The 20,132-nt window shown below is 27.7% G+C and carries 22 protein-coding genes; 2 read left to right on the top strand and 20 right to left on the bottom strand.

Annotated elements, in window-relative coordinates:
- Positions 1-157: 157 nt before the first annotated feature.
- The 15 genes from ACRC28_RS04835 to ACRC28_RS04765 all read right to left on the bottom strand — a co-directional run bounded on the left by ACRC28_RS04835 (position 158) and on the right by ACRC28_RS04765 (position 12,880).
- The gene (locus ACRC28_RS04835) at positions 158-760 is read right to left on the bottom strand and encodes a DUF445 domain-containing protein (protein WP_438542323.1); all 603 of its coding nucleotides are present in this window, start codon (positions 758-760) and stop codon (positions 158-160) included.
- A 2-nt stretch (positions 761-762) separates the two neighbouring features.
- A complete protein-coding gene (locus ACRC28_RS04830; RefSeq protein ID WP_438542322.1) occupies positions 763-2,646 on the bottom strand; it encodes a molybdopterin-dependent oxidoreductase in 1,884 nt (627 codons plus the stop codon).
- A gap of 168 nt (positions 2,647-2,814) precedes the next feature.
- A complete protein-coding gene (locus ACRC28_RS04825; RefSeq protein ID WP_438542321.1) occupies positions 2,815-3,057 on the bottom strand; it encodes a hypothetical protein in 243 nt (80 codons plus the stop codon).
- Positions 3,058-3,069: 12 nt separating this feature from the next.
- Positions 3,070-4,470 carry a F0F1 ATP synthase subunit beta gene (gene atpD / locus ACRC28_RS04820; RefSeq protein WP_438542320.1) on the bottom strand — a complete coding sequence of 467 codons (1,401 nt, stop codon included), beginning with the start codon at positions 4,468-4,470 and terminating at the stop codon, positions 3,070-3,072.
- A gap of 12 nt (positions 4,471-4,482) precedes the next feature.
- Complete coding sequence (atpG, locus tag ACRC28_RS04815) at positions 4,483-5,328, bottom strand: ATP synthase F1 subunit gamma (RefSeq protein ID WP_438542319.1); 846 nt, start codon at positions 5,326-5,328, stop codon at positions 4,483-4,485.
- A gap of 2 nt (positions 5,329-5,330) precedes the next feature.
- Positions 5,331-6,842, bottom strand: a complete 1,512-nt coding sequence (gene atpA, locus ACRC28_RS04810; protein ID WP_438542318.1) for a F0F1 ATP synthase subunit alpha — start codon at positions 6,840-6,842, stop codon at positions 5,331-5,333.
- Between the two features lie 19 nt (positions 6,843-6,861).
- A complete protein-coding gene (locus tag ACRC28_RS04805) occupies positions 6,862-7,395 on the bottom strand; it encodes a F0F1 ATP synthase subunit delta (RefSeq protein ID WP_438542317.1) in 534 nt (177 codons plus the stop codon).
- Positions 7,396-7,397: 2 nt separating this feature from the next.
- A complete protein-coding gene (atpF, locus tag ACRC28_RS04800; protein WP_438542316.1) occupies positions 7,398-7,877 on the bottom strand; it encodes a F0F1 ATP synthase subunit B in 480 nt (159 codons plus the stop codon).
- A gap of 13 nt (positions 7,878-7,890) precedes the next feature.
- Entirely contained in the window at positions 7,891-8,109 is a 219-nt protein-coding gene (atpE, locus tag ACRC28_RS04795) for an ATP synthase F0 subunit C (protein WP_438542315.1), read from the bottom strand.
- Between the two features lie 12 nt (positions 8,110-8,121).
- Positions 8,122-8,343 carry an ATP F0F1 synthase subunit C gene (locus tag ACRC28_RS04790; RefSeq protein WP_438542314.1) on the bottom strand — a complete coding sequence of 74 codons (222 nt, stop codon included), beginning with the start codon at positions 8,341-8,343 and terminating at the stop codon, positions 8,122-8,124.
- 13 nt (positions 8,344-8,356) lie between these two features.
- Entirely contained in the window at positions 8,357-9,034 is a 678-nt protein-coding gene (locus tag ACRC28_RS04785; RefSeq protein WP_438542313.1) for a F0F1 ATP synthase subunit A, read from the bottom strand.
- A 174-nt stretch (positions 9,035-9,208) separates the two neighbouring features.
- Complete coding sequence (locus ACRC28_RS04780; RefSeq protein ID WP_438542312.1) at positions 9,209-10,300, bottom strand: iron-containing alcohol dehydrogenase family protein; 1,092 nt, start codon at positions 10,298-10,300, stop codon at positions 9,209-9,211.
- Positions 10,301-10,387: 87 nt separating this feature from the next.
- On the bottom strand, positions 10,388-10,756 hold the full coding sequence (locus tag ACRC28_RS04775) for a hypothetical protein (RefSeq protein WP_438542311.1): 369 nt from the start codon (positions 10,754-10,756) through the stop codon (positions 10,388-10,390).
- A 250-nt stretch (positions 10,757-11,006) separates the two neighbouring features.
- Positions 11,007-11,870, bottom strand: coding sequence for a DMT family transporter (locus ACRC28_RS04770; protein ID WP_438542310.1), 864 nt, complete (start codon positions 11,868-11,870; stop codon positions 11,007-11,009).
- A gap of 176 nt (positions 11,871-12,046) precedes the next feature.
- Positions 12,047-12,880, bottom strand: coding sequence for a metallophosphoesterase (locus ACRC28_RS04765; protein ID WP_438542309.1), 834 nt, complete (start codon positions 12,878-12,880; stop codon positions 12,047-12,049).
- Between the two features lie 154 nt (positions 12,881-13,034).
- Here ACRC28_RS04765 and ACRC28_RS04760 point away from each other — a divergent pair, with 154 nt between their 5' ends.
- Positions 13,035-13,805 carry a hypothetical protein gene (locus ACRC28_RS04760; protein WP_438542308.1) on the top strand — a complete coding sequence of 257 codons (771 nt, stop codon included), beginning with the start codon at positions 13,035-13,037 and terminating at the stop codon, positions 13,803-13,805.
- A gap of 58 nt (positions 13,806-13,863) precedes the next feature.
- Positions 13,864-14,895, top strand: a complete 1,032-nt coding sequence (locus ACRC28_RS04755) for a hypothetical protein (protein WP_438542307.1) — start codon at positions 13,864-13,866, stop codon at positions 14,893-14,895.
- A 55-nt stretch (positions 14,896-14,950) separates the two neighbouring features.
- On the opposite strand, the gene ACRC28_RS04750 is transcribed toward ACRC28_RS04755, so the two are convergent.
- The 5 genes from ACRC28_RS04750 to ACRC28_RS04730 form a co-directional block, all read right to left on the bottom strand.
- Entirely contained in the window at positions 14,951-15,280 is a 330-nt protein-coding gene (locus tag ACRC28_RS04750) for a hypothetical protein (RefSeq protein WP_438542306.1), read from the bottom strand.
- 117 nt (positions 15,281-15,397) lie between these two features.
- Positions 15,398-16,225 (bottom strand): energy-coupling factor transporter transmembrane component T family protein, encoded by an 828-nt coding sequence (locus ACRC28_RS04745; RefSeq protein ID WP_438542305.1) that lies wholly within the window; start codon positions 16,223-16,225, stop codon positions 15,398-15,400.
- Positions 16,226-16,228: 3 nt separating this feature from the next.
- Entirely contained in the window at positions 16,229-17,929 is a 1,701-nt protein-coding gene (locus ACRC28_RS04740) for an ABC transporter ATP-binding protein (protein WP_438542304.1), read from the bottom strand.
- Between the two features lie 15 nt (positions 17,930-17,944).
- Entirely contained in the window at positions 17,945-18,499 is a 555-nt protein-coding gene (locus ACRC28_RS04735; RefSeq protein ID WP_438542303.1) for an ECF-type riboflavin transporter substrate-binding protein, read from the bottom strand.
- A gap of 209 nt (positions 18,500-18,708) precedes the next feature.
- A complete protein-coding gene (locus ACRC28_RS04730; RefSeq protein ID WP_438542302.1) occupies positions 18,709-20,103 on the bottom strand; it encodes an MATE family efflux transporter in 1,395 nt (464 codons plus the stop codon).
- Positions 20,104-20,132: the final 29 nt, after the last annotated feature.

The following is a 20,132-nucleotide window of genomic DNA, read 5'->3' as shown; positions in this document are numbered from 1 at the left end:
AAAACAATCAGAACTATTATACCTACAGTACCTACAACTTTCCATGCTTTCATCCTTTTTCTCCTCATGTAAAAACTTCTTATATAAAATATAGTACCATATTTGAAATTGTTTAGATTACACTTAACTTAATTATTATTAAACATTGTGTTAAATTTTAAATTAATGTTATTATTATTCCTTGTACAAGTCCTATTAAAGCTCCTAATACTAACCCTAAAACTTCTATATGCTTTAATTCTTTCTTTGATATTTCTAATATTATTTTTTCTAGTTCTTCTAAATCTAATGCATTTATTTTTTCTTCTACTATCTTTCCAATATTTATTCTTTCTTTTATTTTTTCTACACCTTTTTCTTTTATATCATCAATTGCTTCTTCAATAGTTTTATCTAATTCTTCATCTATAACTTCTTCTAATGGTGCTTTAATCATTGTTAATACAAAGCTTGGTATGAACTTTGTTTTTTCATCTATAACACCCATTATCTTTTTCTTTATAAGAGAAACTAATTCTTCTTTATCCTCTTCCTTAAAACCTTGTTCTAAAAGTTCATCTATTGAAATTAAATCTCTTTCTACTATCTCACTTATATTTTTTGCTATCTCTTTTCTTCTTTTTGGTATAAGCCCAATTATCTCAAAGTTTAATATTTTTATTCCTTTTAAAGGTCTAAATATTAGTTTTATAGCTAATATATTAGTAATCCAACCTATTAATCCCCCTACAACTACTAACAATACTATTTTAAAAATCATTTTTATTCCCCCTGTTTCTTTATTTCAATTATAGTTTCATTATACGCTATTTGAAGTCCAATGTCTGATATATATTCTTTAGTTAAGTAATTAGGATTTCCATGTCTTTCACTCCATCCTACTTCCATCATAACTACATTATCTTTTATTTTATTATCTATAATACATCTAGCTTTTATTTCTCCAACATTTGATTTTAATAGATATATCTCATTGTTTTTAAGCTTTAATCTCAACCCTTCTTTTTCATTTATAAAAAATTCTGAAATTCCTTCTTTATCCATAAAATGCTGACTAAATAAAGTATCTTTACTGTGATTTGTTAAAAGCCTTAAACCCTCTCTTTTCTTTTCATCATTTATTTCAAAGCTCCCAACACTAAATTTTTCCTCATTTTCTTTAAACGGAACCTTTATTTCTTTTGTTATATATTCATTTTTTACATTCTCTACAGTTACATTTAATGGTTCTAAAACTTTATTTAAATACTCTTTCTTTTTTATATCTATTGGATAATTTTCAAGCTTTAATCTTTTAGAAAGTTCATTATAAAAATTATATTCATCCATCAAAGGATTTCTTGGCTTTATTACTTCTTCTTTATATATTAAATATGGATTAGTCATTGAACTAAATAATAAATCTTCACTTTCAAGAGTTGCTGTGCTTGGTATAAATAAATCGCATTCTTTAGCTGTATCTGTCATATAAAGATCAAAACAAACCTTAAAATCTACCTTTTTAAAACTTTCCTTTAATTTGTTTATATTAGGTAATTGATTTAAAATATTGCTTTTAGTTATAAAAAGCATTTTCACCTTTTCTTTTTGGATTACATCTCCTATATTTCCACTACTAAACTCTATGTTTTTAGCATATTTATAGCTTTCATACGGGTCTAAATTTAAAATATCACCATACAATTTATTTGCATAGTTTACTCCTCCACCTTTTATTCCTATTTGCCCTGTTATCATTCCAAGAGTATCAATAGCTCTTATTGTATTTCCACCATTTTTATATTTTTGTAGTCCATATCCTAATATAATTGATGAAGGTTTATTTGTATAAAGCTTTGAAAGCTTTTCTATTTCCTCTAAGGAAACACCACTCATTTCTACTAACCTTTCCATATCAAAAGATTCTATAGCTTTTTTATATTCATCAAAATTTTCTACTCTCGCTCTTATAAACTTCTTATCTATTAAATTATTTTCTATGATATATTTTCCCATAGCTAATGCTAAATAATAATCTCCATTTGGCTTTGGACTTATATAAAGATTTGAAAGGTCTGCTGTTTTTGTTTTTATTGGGTCAATTGTAATAACATAGCTTCCATTTCTTTTTGCATCTAAAATAGCTTTCATTTCATGAATAGATGTAAAGGCTGGATTTTTCCCCCATATTACTATTGTTTTACTGTTTTCTAAATCCTCTAAGCTATGTCTTAAAACTTTTTTAAAATCTAACTTTTGTGCTTTTATTCCTGCACTCCAGCATGGTCCCCCCTTTCCTCTTAGAACACCACCATAAAAGTTAAAGAATATTTCTCCTATACTTTTTAAAAGACCTCCATTTCCATACTGCTCATAATAAATTATCTCATCATTTTTACATTTATTTAATTTATCTATAATTATATCTAGTCCTTTATCAAAGCTTATTTCTTCAAATTTTCCATTTACTTTTAGAAGAGGTTTGGTTATTCTTTTTTTATTTTTTATAATATCTTTATGATATAATCCCTTTTTGCAAATAAAACCTTTTGTAAAGGGATGATTTTTATCACCTTTTATTTCAATTTTGCCCTCTTCATCTTTATAAACATCAAACTTACAACAATCAAAACAATCTAATGTGCATCCACTGCTATATTTTTTCATCTTAAATCCTCATTCCTCTTAGTTTATCTAATATCTAAGTATCTATTTTATCTTTTACACTTCTATAAGCTTATAGAAAAGATACCTACTCTTAAATTAATGGTATCACATATTTAAATCTCTATTCAAATAAAAATTCAGATGAATTTTTCATTCATCTGAATTTTTTCATTCTAATATTTCACATTTATTATTTTTAAATTCTATTAGCCCTTCCTCAATAGAAATCATTTCTTCTTTTCCATCGTAAAAAAGTTTTACACTTCCATTTTCTATATATCCTAAAAAATTATGAAAATCTTTTAAAATAGTGAACTCTCCACTCTCTGTCTCAATTAACAGTCTTTCAACCATACAATCTGCCTTTATATTTATTCCACTTCTTATCTTTAAACTAAATTTTTCTTCCATCTTTAAACTTCCTTATAAAGTTTTATTTTTCTCATAGACTTCTTCTATAGTTCCTACAAATAAAAAAGCAGATTCTTTTATGTCATCAAGTTCCCCATTTAATATTTTCTTAAAGCCTTTTATAGTATCTTTTATTCCTACATACTTTCCTTTCATCCCAGTAAACTGTTCTGCTACTGCAAAGGGTTGTGATAAAAATCTTTGAACCTTTCTAGCTCTTGAAACTAAAATTTTATCTTCATCAGATAATTCATCTACACCTAAAATTGCAATTATATCCTGAAGCTCTCTATATTTTTCTAATATATTTTTAACTTCATTTGCAACTTCATAATGTTCTTCTCCTACTATTCTTTTATCTAATACCCTTGATGTTGATTCTAATGGGTCTACTGCTGGATATATTCCAAGCTCAGCTATTCCTCTACTTAATACTGTTGTAGCGTCTAAATGAGTAAATGTTGTAGCTGGTGCTGGATCTGTTAAATCATCTGCTGGTACATATACCGCTTGAACTGATGTAATTGCTCCATTTTTAGTAGATGTTATCCTTTCTTGAAGAGCTCCCATTTCAGTTGCAAGAGTTGGTTGGTATCCAACTGCTGATGGAATTCTTCCAAGTAGTGCTGAAACCTCTGAACCTGCTTGTGAAAATCTAAAAATATTATCTATAAATAAAAGAACATCTTTTCCTGAATCCCTAAACTCTTCTGCCATAGTAAGCCCTGTTAATGCTACTCTCATTCTAGCTCCTGGTGGTTCATTCATTTGTCCAAAAACTAAGCTTGTATTTTTAATAACTCCTGATTCCTTCATTTCTGTATATAAGTCGTTTCCTTCTCTTGACCTTTCTCCAACTCCTGTAAATACAGAATATCCTCCTTGAACCTTTGCTATATTGCTTATAAGCTCTTGTATAAGAACAGTTTTTCCAACTCCTGCTCCACCAAATAGACCTATTTTTCCACCTCTTTGGTATGGTGCTAAAAGATCTATAACCTTTATTCCTGTTTCTAAAATTTCTGGTTCTATCATTTGTTCTTCAAAGCTTGGTGCTTTTCTATGAATAGGAAGATATTTTTTAAATTCAATTTCTTCCCCTTCATCAATCGTATCTCCTAAAATATTAAATAATCTTCCTAATGTTTCTTCTCCTACTGGAACTTTAATTGGCGTGTTTAAGTCTAATGCAAGTAACCCTCTTCTTACTCCTTCAGTTTCTTCCATAGCTATTGTACGAACAACATCATCACCTAAATGCTGTTCAACTTCACATATTAACCATTTTCCTTCTTCTAATTCTACTTTTATTGCATTTAATATACTTGGTAGTCTTCCTTTATTAAATCTAATATCTACTACCGGTCCTATGACCCTTACTACCTTTCCATAGTTCTCTTTTTGCCATATCATAATTTTTCCCCTCTACTTTTGAGCTTCAGCTCCACTGATTATTTCAGTAAGCTCTCTTGTTATATTACTTTGTCTTGCTCTGTTATATCTTATATTAAGACTTTTAAGCATTTCATCTGCATTTTTATTTGCCATATTCATAGTTTGCATACGTAAATTTTCTTCACTTATTCTAGATTCTATACACCCTTCTATTATCATTAATTTTATATATTTTTTTATAAAAAACTCTAAAAGCCCTCTTTCACTTTTATTACTAGAGTATACTTCTTCTATTTCCTTTACTTCTGGATTAAATGGAAGTAATTTTTCATCTAATATTTCACTTTTTATACTAGACACATATTTACTGTAAACTATTCTAACTTCTTTTAATTTTTCATCTTTATATAAATCTAATACTTCTTTTTGAATTTCTTTTGCAAACATAAAATTTACATCTTTATTAAAGTCTATAAATTCTTTGTATTTATCTAATTTATATTTTTTTATATAAGACGAAACTCTTCCACCAAGACTTATTATTAGTTTTTTTTCTTTTTCATAATTATTTTTTATATAATCAATCCCTTGCCCACTAAAATTCCCACATAACCCTGAGTCAGATCCTATAACTATAAATAATATAGTATCTCCTTTTCCTTCTTCTTTGAAAATACTTCTTTCATTTCTTCCTATAAAACCTATCTCTTCTCTTATTTCTTTTATTTTTGTAAAATATGCTTCATTATCTTTTTTTAGTTCTTTTGCCACTCTAAGTTTTGATATAGATATAAGCTCCATTGCTTTTGTTATTTTTTGCGTACTTCTAATACTTTTTATCCTTTTTTTTATTTCTAACAAACTCATTTCTTGCATAATTATTTCTCAAAAAAACTACTTTTAAAGGATTTTATAGCATCATCTAAATCAACCCTTATTTCATCAGTTATCTTTTTTTCCTTTTTCAAAAGTTCTAGCAATAAAATTTCGCTAGTTTCTATATATTTTAAAAATTCTTTTTCAAACTTTTTAATCGCTTTTATATCTACATCATCTAAATAATTATTTATAGCTGCATAAAATAAGATTATCTGGCTATATACATCTAATGGTTCTAATATATCTTGCTTTAATATCTCTACTAATCTTTTTCCTTTTTCAAGCCTTTTCTTTGTATCTTCATCTAAGTCTGTTCCAAACTTTGAAAAAGCCTCAAGCTCTCTATATTGTGCAAGTTCTAATCTTAATGTTCCTGACACGTCCTTCATTCCTTTAATTTGAGCATTTCCTCCAACCCTTGAAACTGAAATTCCTGCATTTACAGCTGGCTTTTGTCCTGAATAAAAAAGTTCTGAGTCTAAAAATATTTGCCCATCTGTTATAGAGATAATGTTAGTTGGAATATATGAAGACACATCTCCCCCTAAAGTTTCTACAATTGGCAATGCTGTTAGAGAACCTCCACCATGCTTTTCTGATAATTTGGCAGCTCTCTCTAAAAGTCTTGAATGAATATAAAATACATCCCCTGGATAAGCTTCACGTCCTGGTGGTCTTTTTAAAAGAAGAGACATTGTTCTATATGCTACTGCATGCTTTGAAAGATCATCATATATAACTAATGCATCTAAACCTTTCTCCATAAAATATTCTCCCATTGCACACCCTGCATAAGGTGCAATATATTGAAGTGGTGCTCCCTCTGATGCTGATGCAGAAACTACAATAGTATAATCCATAGCTCCAAGCTTTTGTAATCTATTAACTAAGCTTGCAACTGTTGATTGTTTTTGACCAATTGCCACATAAATACAAACTACTTTTTTATTTTTTTGATTTAAGATAGTGTCTATTACTATTGATGTTTTTCCTGTTTGTCTATCTCCTATAATAAGTTCTCTTTGCCCTTTTCCAATAGGAATCATTGTATCAATTGCTTTTATTCCTGTTTGAAGAGGTTCATTTACAGAACTTCTTTTTATTATTGATGGTGCTTTTTCTTCTATCTTTCTAAAGCCTGAAGGTTTAATTTCTCCTTTTCCATCAATACTGACTCCAAGTGAATTTACAACCCTTCCAAGCAATCCTTCTCCAACAGGAACTTCCATAACCTTTCCTGTTCTTATAACATCATCACCTTCATTTATTCCTTCTTCTGAACCTAGAAGAACACATCCTACATTGTCTTCATCTAAATTAAGTGCCATTCCTAAAACTCCATTTGGGAATTCTAAAATTTCTCCTTCAATGCACTCATCTAATCCATATACTCTTGCAACCCCATCCCCAATACTTATAATTGTCCCTGAATCTACAGTTTGCAAGTATCTGTCATATTTTAAAACTTCTTCTTTTATTAATGATGTAATTTCATCTGCTTTAATATGCATTTTCTCACCTCGTCTCCCATTACCTTAAAATATTCTCTTTAAGATCTCCATACTGCCTTTTTATACTTCCATCAATAATTTTATTATCAAGGTTTATATATACCCCTCCAATTAAATCTTTGTCTATTTCTCTTTTTAAAATAACAGTTTTCCCATATTTCTTTTCAAGCTTTTCTACAATCTCTTCATATTGCTCTTTTGTAAGCTCTATTGCTGTTTTAACAACGCCTTTTATTGTATTTATTTCACTTAAATAAATAGTTTCTAATTGATTGACCTTTTCCCTTAAAAATGCAATTCTTCCTTTTTCAATAACTATATAAATGAAGGTTAATAATTCTTCATCTATTTTTTCTCCAAAAAGTTTTGAAAAAACTTCTTTTTTCTTGTTTATTTTTATTTCAGGATGAAGCATTAATCTTAAAAGCTTCTCATTTTGGTCAAATACATCGCATATTTGATTTAAGTCAACTAAAAACTCTTCAACTTTATTTTTTCTTTTTCCTATATCATAAAGTGCTTTTGCATATCTTATATCTAAAAAATCATACATCTTTATACCTCTAAAGTTTTAATGAACTCGTCTATAATTCTTTTTTGCTCATCATCATCTAACTTTTTCTCTACAATTTTTTCCGATAAAGCTATTGCTATATTTACAGATTCTTCTTTTATTTCTTCCATAGCTTTTTCTTTTTCAAGAGCTAATTCTCTAAGCTTTCTATCTTCTATTTCTTTAACTTTTTCTCGCCCCTTTAAAAGAAGTTCATCATAAATTTTATCCCCTTGGATCTTTCTCTTTTCAATAATTTTCTTTCCTTCAATTCTTGCTTCTGTTACTAAAGCTTCTCGTATTTTTATTAAATTCTCTGCAATCACTTCTTTTTCTTCTATATCTGAGATTCTTTTTCCTAATATGTCTTCTCTTTCTTGCAATATTCCTTTTATCTTATCAAAAAAGAATTTTTTCAATATAAAATATAATATTAAGAAATTTATTATTGTTGCTATTACTTTACCTAATTCTAATTCCATAATCTAACCCTCTTTACTTTACAAATAAAAGTATTATTGCTACTACTAAACCATATATAGCTGTTGCTTCTGCAAGACCAGCTCCTAAAATAAATAAACTTTGTATTTTACTACTCATTTCAGGTCTTTCAGCCAACCCTTCAACTGCACCTTTAGCTGCTATTCCTATTCCTATTCCCGCTCCTATGCTTGTTACTGCTGCAAATCCTGCTGCTAATACTGTATAATTCATAATATCCTCTCCTTATTTTACAAATAATATTATCATTGAAATAATAAATCCATATATAGCTGTTGCTCCACAAAGTCCTGCTGCCATAATGAATATTGCTTGTATTTTTCCTGCCGCTTTAGGTTGTTTTACTGTGGCTTTTATCGCTGCTGAAGTTGCAATTCCAGTTCCAATTCCTCCACCAATTCCTGCCATAACAGCTATACCTGCTGCAAGTATCCCAATATCACCCATTTTTATACCCTCCTTATTCTTCTGCTTGCAATTTTATTGTTATTATTGTTAGCATTACAAAGATTATAGTTTGAATCGTTCCATCAAATAAATCAAAGAATGCATGCCCTACTATAGGAATACCTATTTGGGCTAAAAAGTTTATTTTAGACAATCCCATATATAAAAGTTCCATTACTATAGTTGATGCTAAAATATTCCCAAAAAGTCTTAGTGCTAAAGATAATGGAAATACTACCTTTTCCATTAAAGTTATAGGTAACATTGCAATATACGGCCTACCATAACTTTTTATATATTCTTTAACTCCATTTCTTTTTATAGAATTTCCATGAACTAATACAAAAGTTATTATTGTAAATCCTACTACAACACTTAGATTTCTAGTTGGAGATGCAAAACCAAATATCCCTAAGATATTAATAATAAATAAAAATGCTCCAAGTGTTCCTACAAATGGAACATAACTTTTATATTTATCACCCATGTTTTCATCTACAACATTTCCAAGAGCACCATACATAGCCTCTATAGCCACTTGAACTTTCCCAGGCTTTAAAACTTTAAAGCCTTTGACACAAACTAAACTTACGCCTATCAAAAAAGCCATAATAACCCATTGAATTATTATATCTCCACTGATACTTATAAAGCCTAAATCAAGTTTAAACAACTCTCCAAAAACGTCCACTTTTACCACCTTCTTCCTTTTAATTAATATATCAATATTATTCCTCCTATTTAACTTTGTCAATATTTGTTAAAAATTTTTAATATATATTTTAAAACCAATAAAATAGAGCCTAATTTTTATGAAATTCAAAAAAATTAGACTCTATTGTTTTATTTTAAATTTTATTTTTCTTTACTTCATTAAACTTTTAAAATATAAGTTATAAACTTCCTCATAACTTATTTCTTCAGGATGATTTTTAAGTTTATCTTTATTTCCCATAAAGCTACTTGTATATTCTTCTATTTCTTCTTTAGTAATTTCTAACTCTATATTCATCATTTCTTCTATAAAATCACAAAGTTCATCTAAAGATCCCATACCCATCATCTCATGTAATGCATCTACTTTTTCTCTTTTTTTGAAAACTTTTAAATATTCTCTATACAAACATCCATTTGCTAATCCATGTGGTAATTTTTTATTATACGTTAATGCATATCCAAGCCCATGTGGAAGTGATGTTCCTGTCTGTGCTATTATCATTCCACCTATATTTGAAGCTATTGCTAAATTTTCTCTATCCTCAATTGTAAGAGCTCCTTTTTTAAGTCCATCTATACTTTTTGAAAAAATCCCTAATGCAACTTTGACTAATCCATCAGTAATTTTATTAGCATTTGTATTTAAATATCCCTCTACAATATGTGATAATGCATCTATAGCTGTATTTCTTGTAGTTTGGATATTCATCCCCATCATAAACCTTGGATCTACAAAAGCTAATTTTGGAAAAATTTCTTGTCCTAAATTTCTTTTTGTTTTATTTTCATTATCTGTAAGAATTGAATATTGAGTTGTTTCAGTACCAGTACCTGCAGTTGTAGCTACTGCTATAACATCTAATCCCTTTAACTTTCTAGTTGTAAAAAGAGTTTCTTCTGTTAAATCTGTATTTAAAATATAAACCCCTATAGCTTTAGCTGCATCTATTGGTGAACCTCCACCTATTCCTATTATAAAATCTACCTTTTCATTTCTTCCTAAATCTCCTGCTTTAACTACAGTTTGAACACTTGGATTTTCTTCAACTTTATCAAAAATAATATATTTTATATTATTTTCATTTAAAACATCCTCAATCTCCTTTAATGACCCATTTTGCTTTGATGAATTTTTTCCTGTAACTATTAAAGCTTTTTCCCCTAAATTTTCAAATCTCTCTTTGTTTTTTAAAATTACATTTTCCCCTATAAAAACCTCTGTTGGCATAAAAAATTTCATTTTAAAACCTCCCTTTCTGTATACAATAATTCTATCATAATCTTTATTCAATTTGTTATAAATAAAAGAGACCTTTTAAGGTCTCTTTTACATATTATATTTAAATTTTATTAAATTAAATGCTAATCTTTGATCCTCTAAATCTAAATCATACATAATTTCTGCAAGTGGCATTTTAGCCAGTCTTATATTAAACATATTTATTCCTAAATTTAATAATTTTTTCTCACCATTAGTAAGCTCTTTAGAATCTACACATCTATTTTTATCTAATGTTAAATCTATTATTAATTCATCAAATTCTTCTGATAAAATAATATCTTTTTTATTCCATAATCCTTCATTTCCTGCAACTATAAAATAAAGTAATTCATATTCTTTATTTTTTAAAGTTTTCCCACTTTTATTTTCCATATGTAAAAATCTTTCTTTATGCTCTTTATTTAAAAATTCCATTATTCTTCTCCTACGTTTAATTATTATTTCTGAATATTAATTATTATAATATACTTCCTTCTTATTTTCAAATTTAAAAAGAGTGGAACTAAACATTAAACACAGTGGAGCTAGAGGCTCCATGCCAACAAATCTCTTTTTTAATTTCTAAAACTTCAGTGAAACCACTAACTATAGGCTTTTATAGAACATAAATTTTTATACTTGCCTAGACATTAAAAAAGAGCAATTATAAAAACTGCTCTTAAAACTATTTTTCTTTTGCTATTACTACAGTTGAAACTATAATAAAAAAAGTTCCTATAAATAATGCAAAAGTTATTTTTTCTGAAAATAAAATTGCTCCCATTACAATACTTACTATCGGTTCAAAGGTTCCAAGTATTGATGCTGATGTTGCTCCAATTAATTCTATTCCTTTTAATAAAAGAATTATTGAAAGAATAGTTGATACTACTGCTATTAATATATATGTTATAAACATCTCTTCATTCACTTTTAAAATAAGTGATTTATCAAATACTCCATAAAGAAACATTCCAGCTGCAGCACCTAAGCTTATGTACATAGTTACAACTCTATTATCTATATTTTTTATTTTATCTAAGGCTAATATAAATACATTTATTCCATAAGTAATTCCCGAAATTAATGCTAATGTAACTCCAATTATACTTAATGTATTATTTTCAAAAGCTACAAGTGCATATACTCCAATACCTGAACATATTAATGATAATATCTTTTTACCACTCATTATCTTCTTGAAAAATAAATATTCTAATATACATACAAATACTGGATATATAAAGTGTAACGTAGTTGCAAGACCTACACTCAAATAATTATATGATACAAATAAAGTTTGTGTTGTAAGTGTGTATCCTATCATACCTGTTATAAAAAGAATTAAAAATTGATTTTTCTCAATCAATATTTTTATTTTTTTCACCTTTAAATATATAAATAATATTATTCCAGCTATTAAGAATCTAAAAAATAATACTGATGTTGGATTTGCTCCTGTACTATAAGACCATTTTGCAAAAATTGGCATAAGTCCAAATGCCACTGATGCTAATATTGCATATATTATTCCTTTGTAATTATTCACTTTTCTCTATCCCCTTATTTTTTATTCCATTGTAAATTTTATATGTATTTTCTTTTAATGTCAATTCATATTTTTCTTTCATTTTCTTTCATTTTTTTTCTTTTTCTTTCATCAATGTTGAAAACTTATTTTGTAAAAAAAAGCTCTTGCAAAAATATTTTGCAAAAGCTTTTTTCTTATATTTTATAACTTTTTAATTCATCATCTATAAGGACTTTTATTCTATTACTATCTAAATCGTATGCGCCAACAAGACCACTTCTATGAATTCCAAAGTCTGTATTTATAAGCTTTGCTCCTTCATCATTTTCTCTTGAAACGCTTTCTTCTAAATCTTCTTCTACATATCCATCTATATTTTGTATAGGTGTATGTCCTATTACACTGACATAATCTGGTGGAACTCTAAGTTCATCTTGTTGAAATGCATTGTCAAAAAGATATCTATCCCAAAGAAATTTCTCACTTTGTTCTGCCTTTGATAAAATAAATTCTATATCTTCATCTGTATAATCGACATGTGGATAAAACTCTATTCCTGCATGGGATATTATATGATCATCAATAATAAGCCATTTCGGACAAGTTTTTAAATACTCATAAAACTCCTTAAACAAATCTCTTCCACTTACTCTATTATATCTTTTAATTTCAAATATAGTTTCATATCCACCATTCATTAACCATAATGCTAAAGGCTCAATATCACTAACTTTGCAAATTCCTTCATTTCCATTTTTATCTGTACAAGTAACTTCTCGTATATCTAAATCGCCATTTAAATCAACTGCTTCATATGCATTCATAAATAGCTCCTCATGATTACCTAAAATTAAATGAACATTCTTATTTTCCATTACAAATTCAATTAACTGAGAAGAACTTATTCCTCTATCTATTAAATCTCCATTTATATACAGTTCATCTTCCTCTTTAAATTTTATTCTTTCTAATAATTCTGAAAATTCCTTATAGTGACCATGTATATCACTCATTATATATCTTGACATACGAACGCCCCCTAAATTTTTGTTTTATTTCTTACTTATTATACCCCTATCTTAGAATTTGGACAAGATTTCTTTTTATTTCTTTCTTATGTAAATCAACTTTTCTTCTTTTTTGAATATTCTATAGTATATCGTATAAAAAGGAGTGAATTTTATGAGTGCAAGTGATGCAATAGCTCTTTCAACTAGACTAAATGAAATTGGCTTTCCTGAGTTTACTTGTAAATTAATTAATGATGTTTTTGATGCTGTAATCTCAGCAAATTTAAGACAAACAGAAGCTTATTTAGAACTTGTTAAATCAGTAAGTAAAGATTTAACAACTTTTATAAATGATACAAAGGATTCAATTGGTGGAGACTTAATTTTTCAATTTTTAGCTAAAGTTCTTCCAGATCCTAATTCAAATGCTGGAACTGTTATAACAAGTGATAATACAAATACTTTAACTACAACTCAAGCTAATGCTATAAATGATGCTGTATCGATTCCTAATGTACCTATAAGTTTACCTGCAAATACATCTACACCTATAAACAATTTGTATGATGATATTTTAAAAGCAACTGCAAAACGTATTGCTGCAGATAAATATGAAGTTCTAAAGGAAATGGTTTCACTTGGAATCTTAAGATTAGTTATAGAAGATGGTGAAATTGAAACAAAACTAACCTTTACAACCTATGGTTCTAGTTTTTATGAGCAGTATCGGACAAACTATAATCGGAAAGATTTTAATCTTTCTGCCAATGCTAAAACTGGTGGCTTTTTAAGTGGATGGATTAAAGCTTCTGCTTCTTCTAGTTTTTCAAGTGTAAATATTTCAACTGCGACTATTAGTGATAAAGATAATACTGGAAGTTCAGTTCAAATATTTGGTGGTGTTAAAATAAAATTCAAAACAGACTACAAGCCTTTAGGCTAATTAAATTAAAGGTTATTGCATTCCTATGTAATAACCTTATTTCTAAAAGGAGATTTTTATGTATAAAACAAGCTTACAAACCTTTATAAAAACATTGATAAATGAAACCTTTAATGGCATTATTTCTGGCTCTTTAGATAATGAAAAGATTCTATTAGAGCTAAAGAATTCTTTAACTCTCTCTAACGAAGAGTTTGCTAAAAAAGTTTTCACTGATGAAGATATAAGAAATGAAGCTATAAAGCTTTTCCCTTCTGAAGTTTCTTCCTTAAAAACTTTAATTGATGCTGGGAATAGTTACATTCCTGCTTCTTCAAGAGTTTTTGAATTTCCATCTATTAAAAATGTAACTGATTATGATATGATTTCTGAAATTGATTATATAAAATCTGACTCTAACTTTATTATTACTGATATTGGCTATAACAATATTATAAAAAAAATCTCTATAAATATGGCAATATCTAATAAATTTCTATTAAGTGAAGCCTTCAAAACTGGCTTTCCAAAACTTTTAGTAGAATCTGGAACTATAAATGCAAATTCTTTTTTTAGTTTTGAACCCTCAACCTCAGGTTTAAGTTATACAACCTTTACCTGTAACAACTCTCAACTACAAACCATTACTACTGGAATTTCTAAAAATTTATCCATCCCCCATTCTGAATTCAAAAAAGCTGATGTTGTCCATCTTTTTGGATATATTTATATAAATAGCACTGATACTTATAAGGTTTTAATTCAAGCCAATGATTCCGCTTATGTTTTTATTAACAATATAGAAACTAATACGCCCATTACATTAAATAAAGGCTTTGCTAAGATTTTTATAACTTACAGAAATTCAAAAAACCTAAAGTTTAACTTAAGCCTTTTCCTTGAAAACTCCAAGCACAATATTATTAGTATAAACGATGACTTTTTATTTTTAGAAAACCCTACTCCACCTAATAATTTTTCATATATTTTAAATTCTTCTATCCCTTCAAGCCCAAGTATCTTTTGCAAAACTAATATTGATGCTTCCTCCATATCATCTAAGGAATTTATAAGCACTTTTTCAATTAATTATAAAATCATCACTAATTAAAAATACTAAAAAAATAGATGGACTCCTCCATCTATTTTTCTATATAAATAATCTCTTAACTACTATATTGTACGTATTTAGATTCAAATTTTAAATTTGTTTTTGAAAATTCATTTATTTGAAGTTCTAATATTAAATCAATTGGATTTTCTATTACTTCTTTATCTACTTCAAATTCTTCTCCATTTCTTAATTTTAAAACTAATTTATTATCTTCTTTTATATCCTTTGTTACTATTATTAAATCTGTTTCTTCTCCTACTTTAACTTTCCCAACTCTTGCTTTTCTTCCTATATCTTCTGCATAGGAAACTTCTAATCCTCTTATTACCTCATTTGAATTGTTTTTTACCTTTATATTTAAAAGATATGGTGCTATATACATAAAAATCCTCTCCTTTTTGATAACCTTTACATTCTATAATATATATATTCTACTTAATTTAGAAAATCCCTTCTAAATAAAAAAGATTTTTCCAAATTAATGAAAAAATCTTTCTTATTAGACAAATGGATTATAAAATCTTCCACCGTTTATATAGCAAAAGCCTATTGATATTATTATTAATGCTATAGAAATAGCTAATACAATATAGTCTTTATCATTCCACTTCTTATACTTGTACCATGTTCTTTTCTTTTTTTCTCCAAAAGCTCTAAGCTCCATTGCACAGCTTATCATTTCTATTTTTTCAAGACTTGAAAAAATAATTGGCATAATTACAGATGTTGAGTTTTTAAGTCTCTTTAAAAGAGGTACTTTTTTTGACATATCAATTCCTCTAGCTTGTTTTGCAAAAGATATTTCTTTATACTCTCTTTGAATATCAGGAATATATCTAAGTGCTATTGAAACTGAATATGCCACTCTATAGCTTACACCTATCTTATTTAAAGAGGCTGCAAATTCACTTGGGTCTGTGCTTACTAAAAATACTAATGCAATTGGTGTTACAATTAAATATTTTAAAATAAAATTAAATTGATAAAATAATTGTTCACTCGTTACTACAAAATAATCATTTATCTTAAATAATACATTACTTGTTCCATAGATTTCTGTTCCTTGCATTGGTGCTATAAGATACATTAAAAAACTATTTATTATTAAAAAGATAAGTATAAAATAAAATACAAAGGATATATCTTTAAATTTTACTTTTGATAATTTAAAAATAACTACACTAAAAACTAGCATTCCTAATAAAAACCTTGTATCATAGCTTATCATAGCACTTGTTATAAAAGCGATTAAAAATATAAGCTTTATAGCTCCAACTCTGTTGTGTACAAAAGAGTCCTTGTATGAATATTCAAGCATTCCATTCATATTCTACCTTTCCCTCCTATCCATCTCTACAAAAGCTTCCATAAGCTTTTTAGGTTTATCTTCACCAAATCTTTTTCCTAAATTATAGATTGATGTTCTTTTTAAATTTGCTTTTTCAATTATTTCTTCATTTGTAAGAATACTTGAAGGCTTATCTAACTTTAAGATTTCTCCATCCGCAAGAACTAAAGCTCTATCTGTATATTCAAGCATTAAATGCATATCATGAGTTATAAATATTATAGTTACACCATTTCTATTAAGCTTTTTTAAAAACTCCATTATTTCTAAATAACTCTTAAAATCTTGCCCTGCTGTTGGTTCATCTAAGATTAATATTTCTGGATTTAAAGCTAGAATTGATGCAATAGTTACCCTCTTCTTTTGACCATAGCTTAATGCTGAAATTGGCCAATTTCTGAAAGGATATAAGTTACATATTTTAAGAACCTCTAAAACTCTTTTCTTAATCTCCTCTTCCTTTAATCCCTTTAACTTAAGACCAAAGGAAACTTCATCATAAATAAATGAATTAGAAATCATTTGATTTGGATTTTGCATAACAAGTCCAATCTTTTCTCCTCTTTCCTTAATAGTTTCATTATTTATATTTTTACCTTTGAATAGAATTTCTCCATTACTTACTTTATAAAAACCACAAATTAATTTTGAAAGAGTACTTTTCCCTGCTCCATTTTTCCCAACAATACTAAATATTTCACCTTTTTTAACTTTAAAGTTTATATTTTTTAATATATCTTTTTTCTCACTATATGAAAAATCTACATTTTTAAACTCTAATAAAGTTTCTTTTTCTTCTTCTACATGTGTCAATTTAGTATTTTTTATAAATTCTTCTATATTTTTTTCTACTTTTTCTAAATTTAAAGTTTCTACACCTTTTAAATTTATATTATTTTCTATTTTAGCACCGGCATATCTTAAAAGAGTTATATATAATGGCTCTCTAATACCATTTTTTCTTAAAATATCTTTTTCTAAAATTTCTTCTCTATTTCCATCAAATAAAACCTGTCCATCATTTATCAGAATTATTCTATCTACATCTATATGTAAAACATCTTCTAATCTATGCTCTATTATAATTACAGTTTTACCTTCTTCTCTATTTATCTTGTCAATTAAGTTTACTGCCCTCTCTCCTGTTTTTGGATCTAAGCTTGCAAGTGGTTCATCAAATAAAAGAATTTTCGAATCATTTATCATTACCCCACCTAAGGTAACCCTTTGCTTTTGACCTCCTGATAAATCATGTGGTCTACTATCTAAAAGTTCTGAAACCTCTACAATTTTAGAAACCTCTTTGACTTTTTTCTTCATTACTTCAGTTTCTATACAATCATTTTCTAATTTAAAGGCTATATCTTCTGCAACTGTTAACCCTATAAATTGTCCATCTGGGTCTTGAAGCACTGTCCCTACTTTGTTTGATAATTCAAAAATACTACTCTCCTGTACCTTTATATCATCTACAATTAAGTTTCCTTCCATTTCCCCTTTATGCAGAAAAGGTGCAACACCATTTATACAACTTGAAAGGGTACTCTTTCCTGATCCTGATGGACCTACAATAAGTACTTTTTCACCTTCATATATTTTTAAATTTATATTTTTCAACGTTTTTTCTTTTTGTGCATTATACTTAAAAGAAAAATCTTTAAACTCTATAATAGTTCTTTTCAATCTATCATATCCCCCTTACTCTACTTCTTTAACTAAGCTACCTTTTTTTATTCTTGTTTTAGAGTATGTATATAAAAGCATTGTTCCTAAAACACCACAGGTTATAATATTAGATAACCCTGCTACACCACTTTGTAAATATACCTTGTTTGCAGGCTCTGCATAAAATAAAACATCTAAAGTTGGTGCCACAAATCCCCAAGCTACAGCATTTGCTACCACTTGGAATCCATTATATATAAGCATTTTCTTAAAATTAAAATCTCCATCCCAAATAGATACAAACCTTCTTGAAAAACCTATAATAAGTCCTACTACTGCTGATGCAATAACCCAACTAAACCATGGTGTTCCATATGTCATATCCTTTAAAGTATGTCCAATAAATCCAATTAAAAATGCTGGCTTAGCTCCATATATAACTGCTATAAGTGCTAAAAATGCATAGCAAGTTGCAAATTCAGTATTTGGTATTCCTGTTGGAATAGATGCAAATCTACCAAGAATCATAAATACGGCAGACCCAATCCCTATAGCAACTATTTCTTCAATAGTTAATTTTCTAAACATTAATTTCCCCCTCTTTGTCCTTTCTTGTCAAAATTTATTTTTTATAACCTGAATTATATCATATTTTTTACAATTAGTTCATTTTTTATTATATATATATCTTAAATTTCGCAAAAAAATATAAATTTCATAATATTTCCACCTTTTATTTTATAAATATTTATTTCATATAGATAAAAAACTTGGCTAATTTTTAGCCAAGTTTCCTTTTATACTATTTCTTCTATTAACTCTTCTTTTTTAACTTCTTTTCTATTAAATAATAAACCTTTTTTATAAAAGTATATTAACCCAATTACAATAAATGTCCCCTTTAACACACTTGTTATAGTTATTGCCCACCAAACTCCATTTATTCCTAAAATATTTGGCAGTGATAAGAAGTATGCAAGTGGCACTCTAATTCCTGTTAAAGTAATACTTATTATTGATGGTATATAGGTTTTAGAAACTCCATTAAATATTCCAGCTGTTGTTATTTCAACACACATAAAAATTTGTGAATATCCTAAGATTTTAAGATATTCTGTTCCACCTATAATAGCTTCTTTTTCATTTATGAAAACTGAAAAAACACTTTCTCCAAAAAATACTAAAAGTACTGTTGCAAAAACTCCAATAGCTCCTGCAAGTACTAAGGTTGCTTTATATCCTTTTAAGATCCTATCATATTTTTTAGCACCAAAGTTTTGCCCTACAAAAGTTCCTAAAGCTATAGCCAGTCCATCTGTTGTCATCCATGATATTGATTCAATTTGTGACCCTACCTTTTGCACAGCAATCGGTACAGGTCCATATACTGCAATTATCCTTCCAAGTAACATTGCAAAAACTGTAAAAAGTCCACTTTGAAGTGCAACCGGAAGTCCTATTTTACAAATTCTTTTTACATAGTTAAATCTAACTTTTTTAAATATATTTACTCTTAGGTATGAATAATTTTTATTCATTATTAATATTAAAAATAAAACCGATACCAAAATTTGGGAAACTACAGTTGCTATTGCAGCTCCAAGTACTCCAATCCCTTTGAAATCCCCTACTCCAAATATTAAAAGTGGATCTAGAACTATATTTAATATTAATCCACAAGTGTTTACAAAGAAAGGAATTTTACTGTTTCCTACTGCATTAAATATAGATGTAAATACTGGATTAATAAAATAAAATGGCAATCCAAATACTATTGCTATTAAATATGTTTTAGCTAAACTTATTACAACCTCATCACCTAAATTAAAAAATCCTATTAATGCATTATTAAATATTAATATCACTAAAGAATATGTAATAGATAAAACTATATTCATTTGCATTGCTGCTCTTATATATTTTCTTCCTCTCTCAAATTCCTTTTTACCTACACATTGTGCAAGCTTTATTTCAGCCCCCATTTTTGAAACTATAATAAATGCCATTGCAAGCCATGTAAAGAATCCTGCTGTTCCAACTGCTGCAACCTCTAAACTTCCAAGCTTTCCTACCCAAATCATATCAATCATACTATAAGCCATCTGTATAAAAGATGTACCCATTATAGGTAGTGCTAATGCTACAAGTTTATTTAAAATTTTTCCTTCTGTTAAATCTAATCCTCTTACCATATATATCCCCCTATTTCAAACTCTATATA

Source organism: Clostridium sp., assembly GCF_051650885.1.
In the GTDB taxonomy this organism is placed as follows: Bacteria; Bacillota; Clostridia; order Clostridiales; family Clostridiaceae; genus Clostridium.
This window is presented reverse-complemented; position numbering and strand designations above follow the sequence as displayed.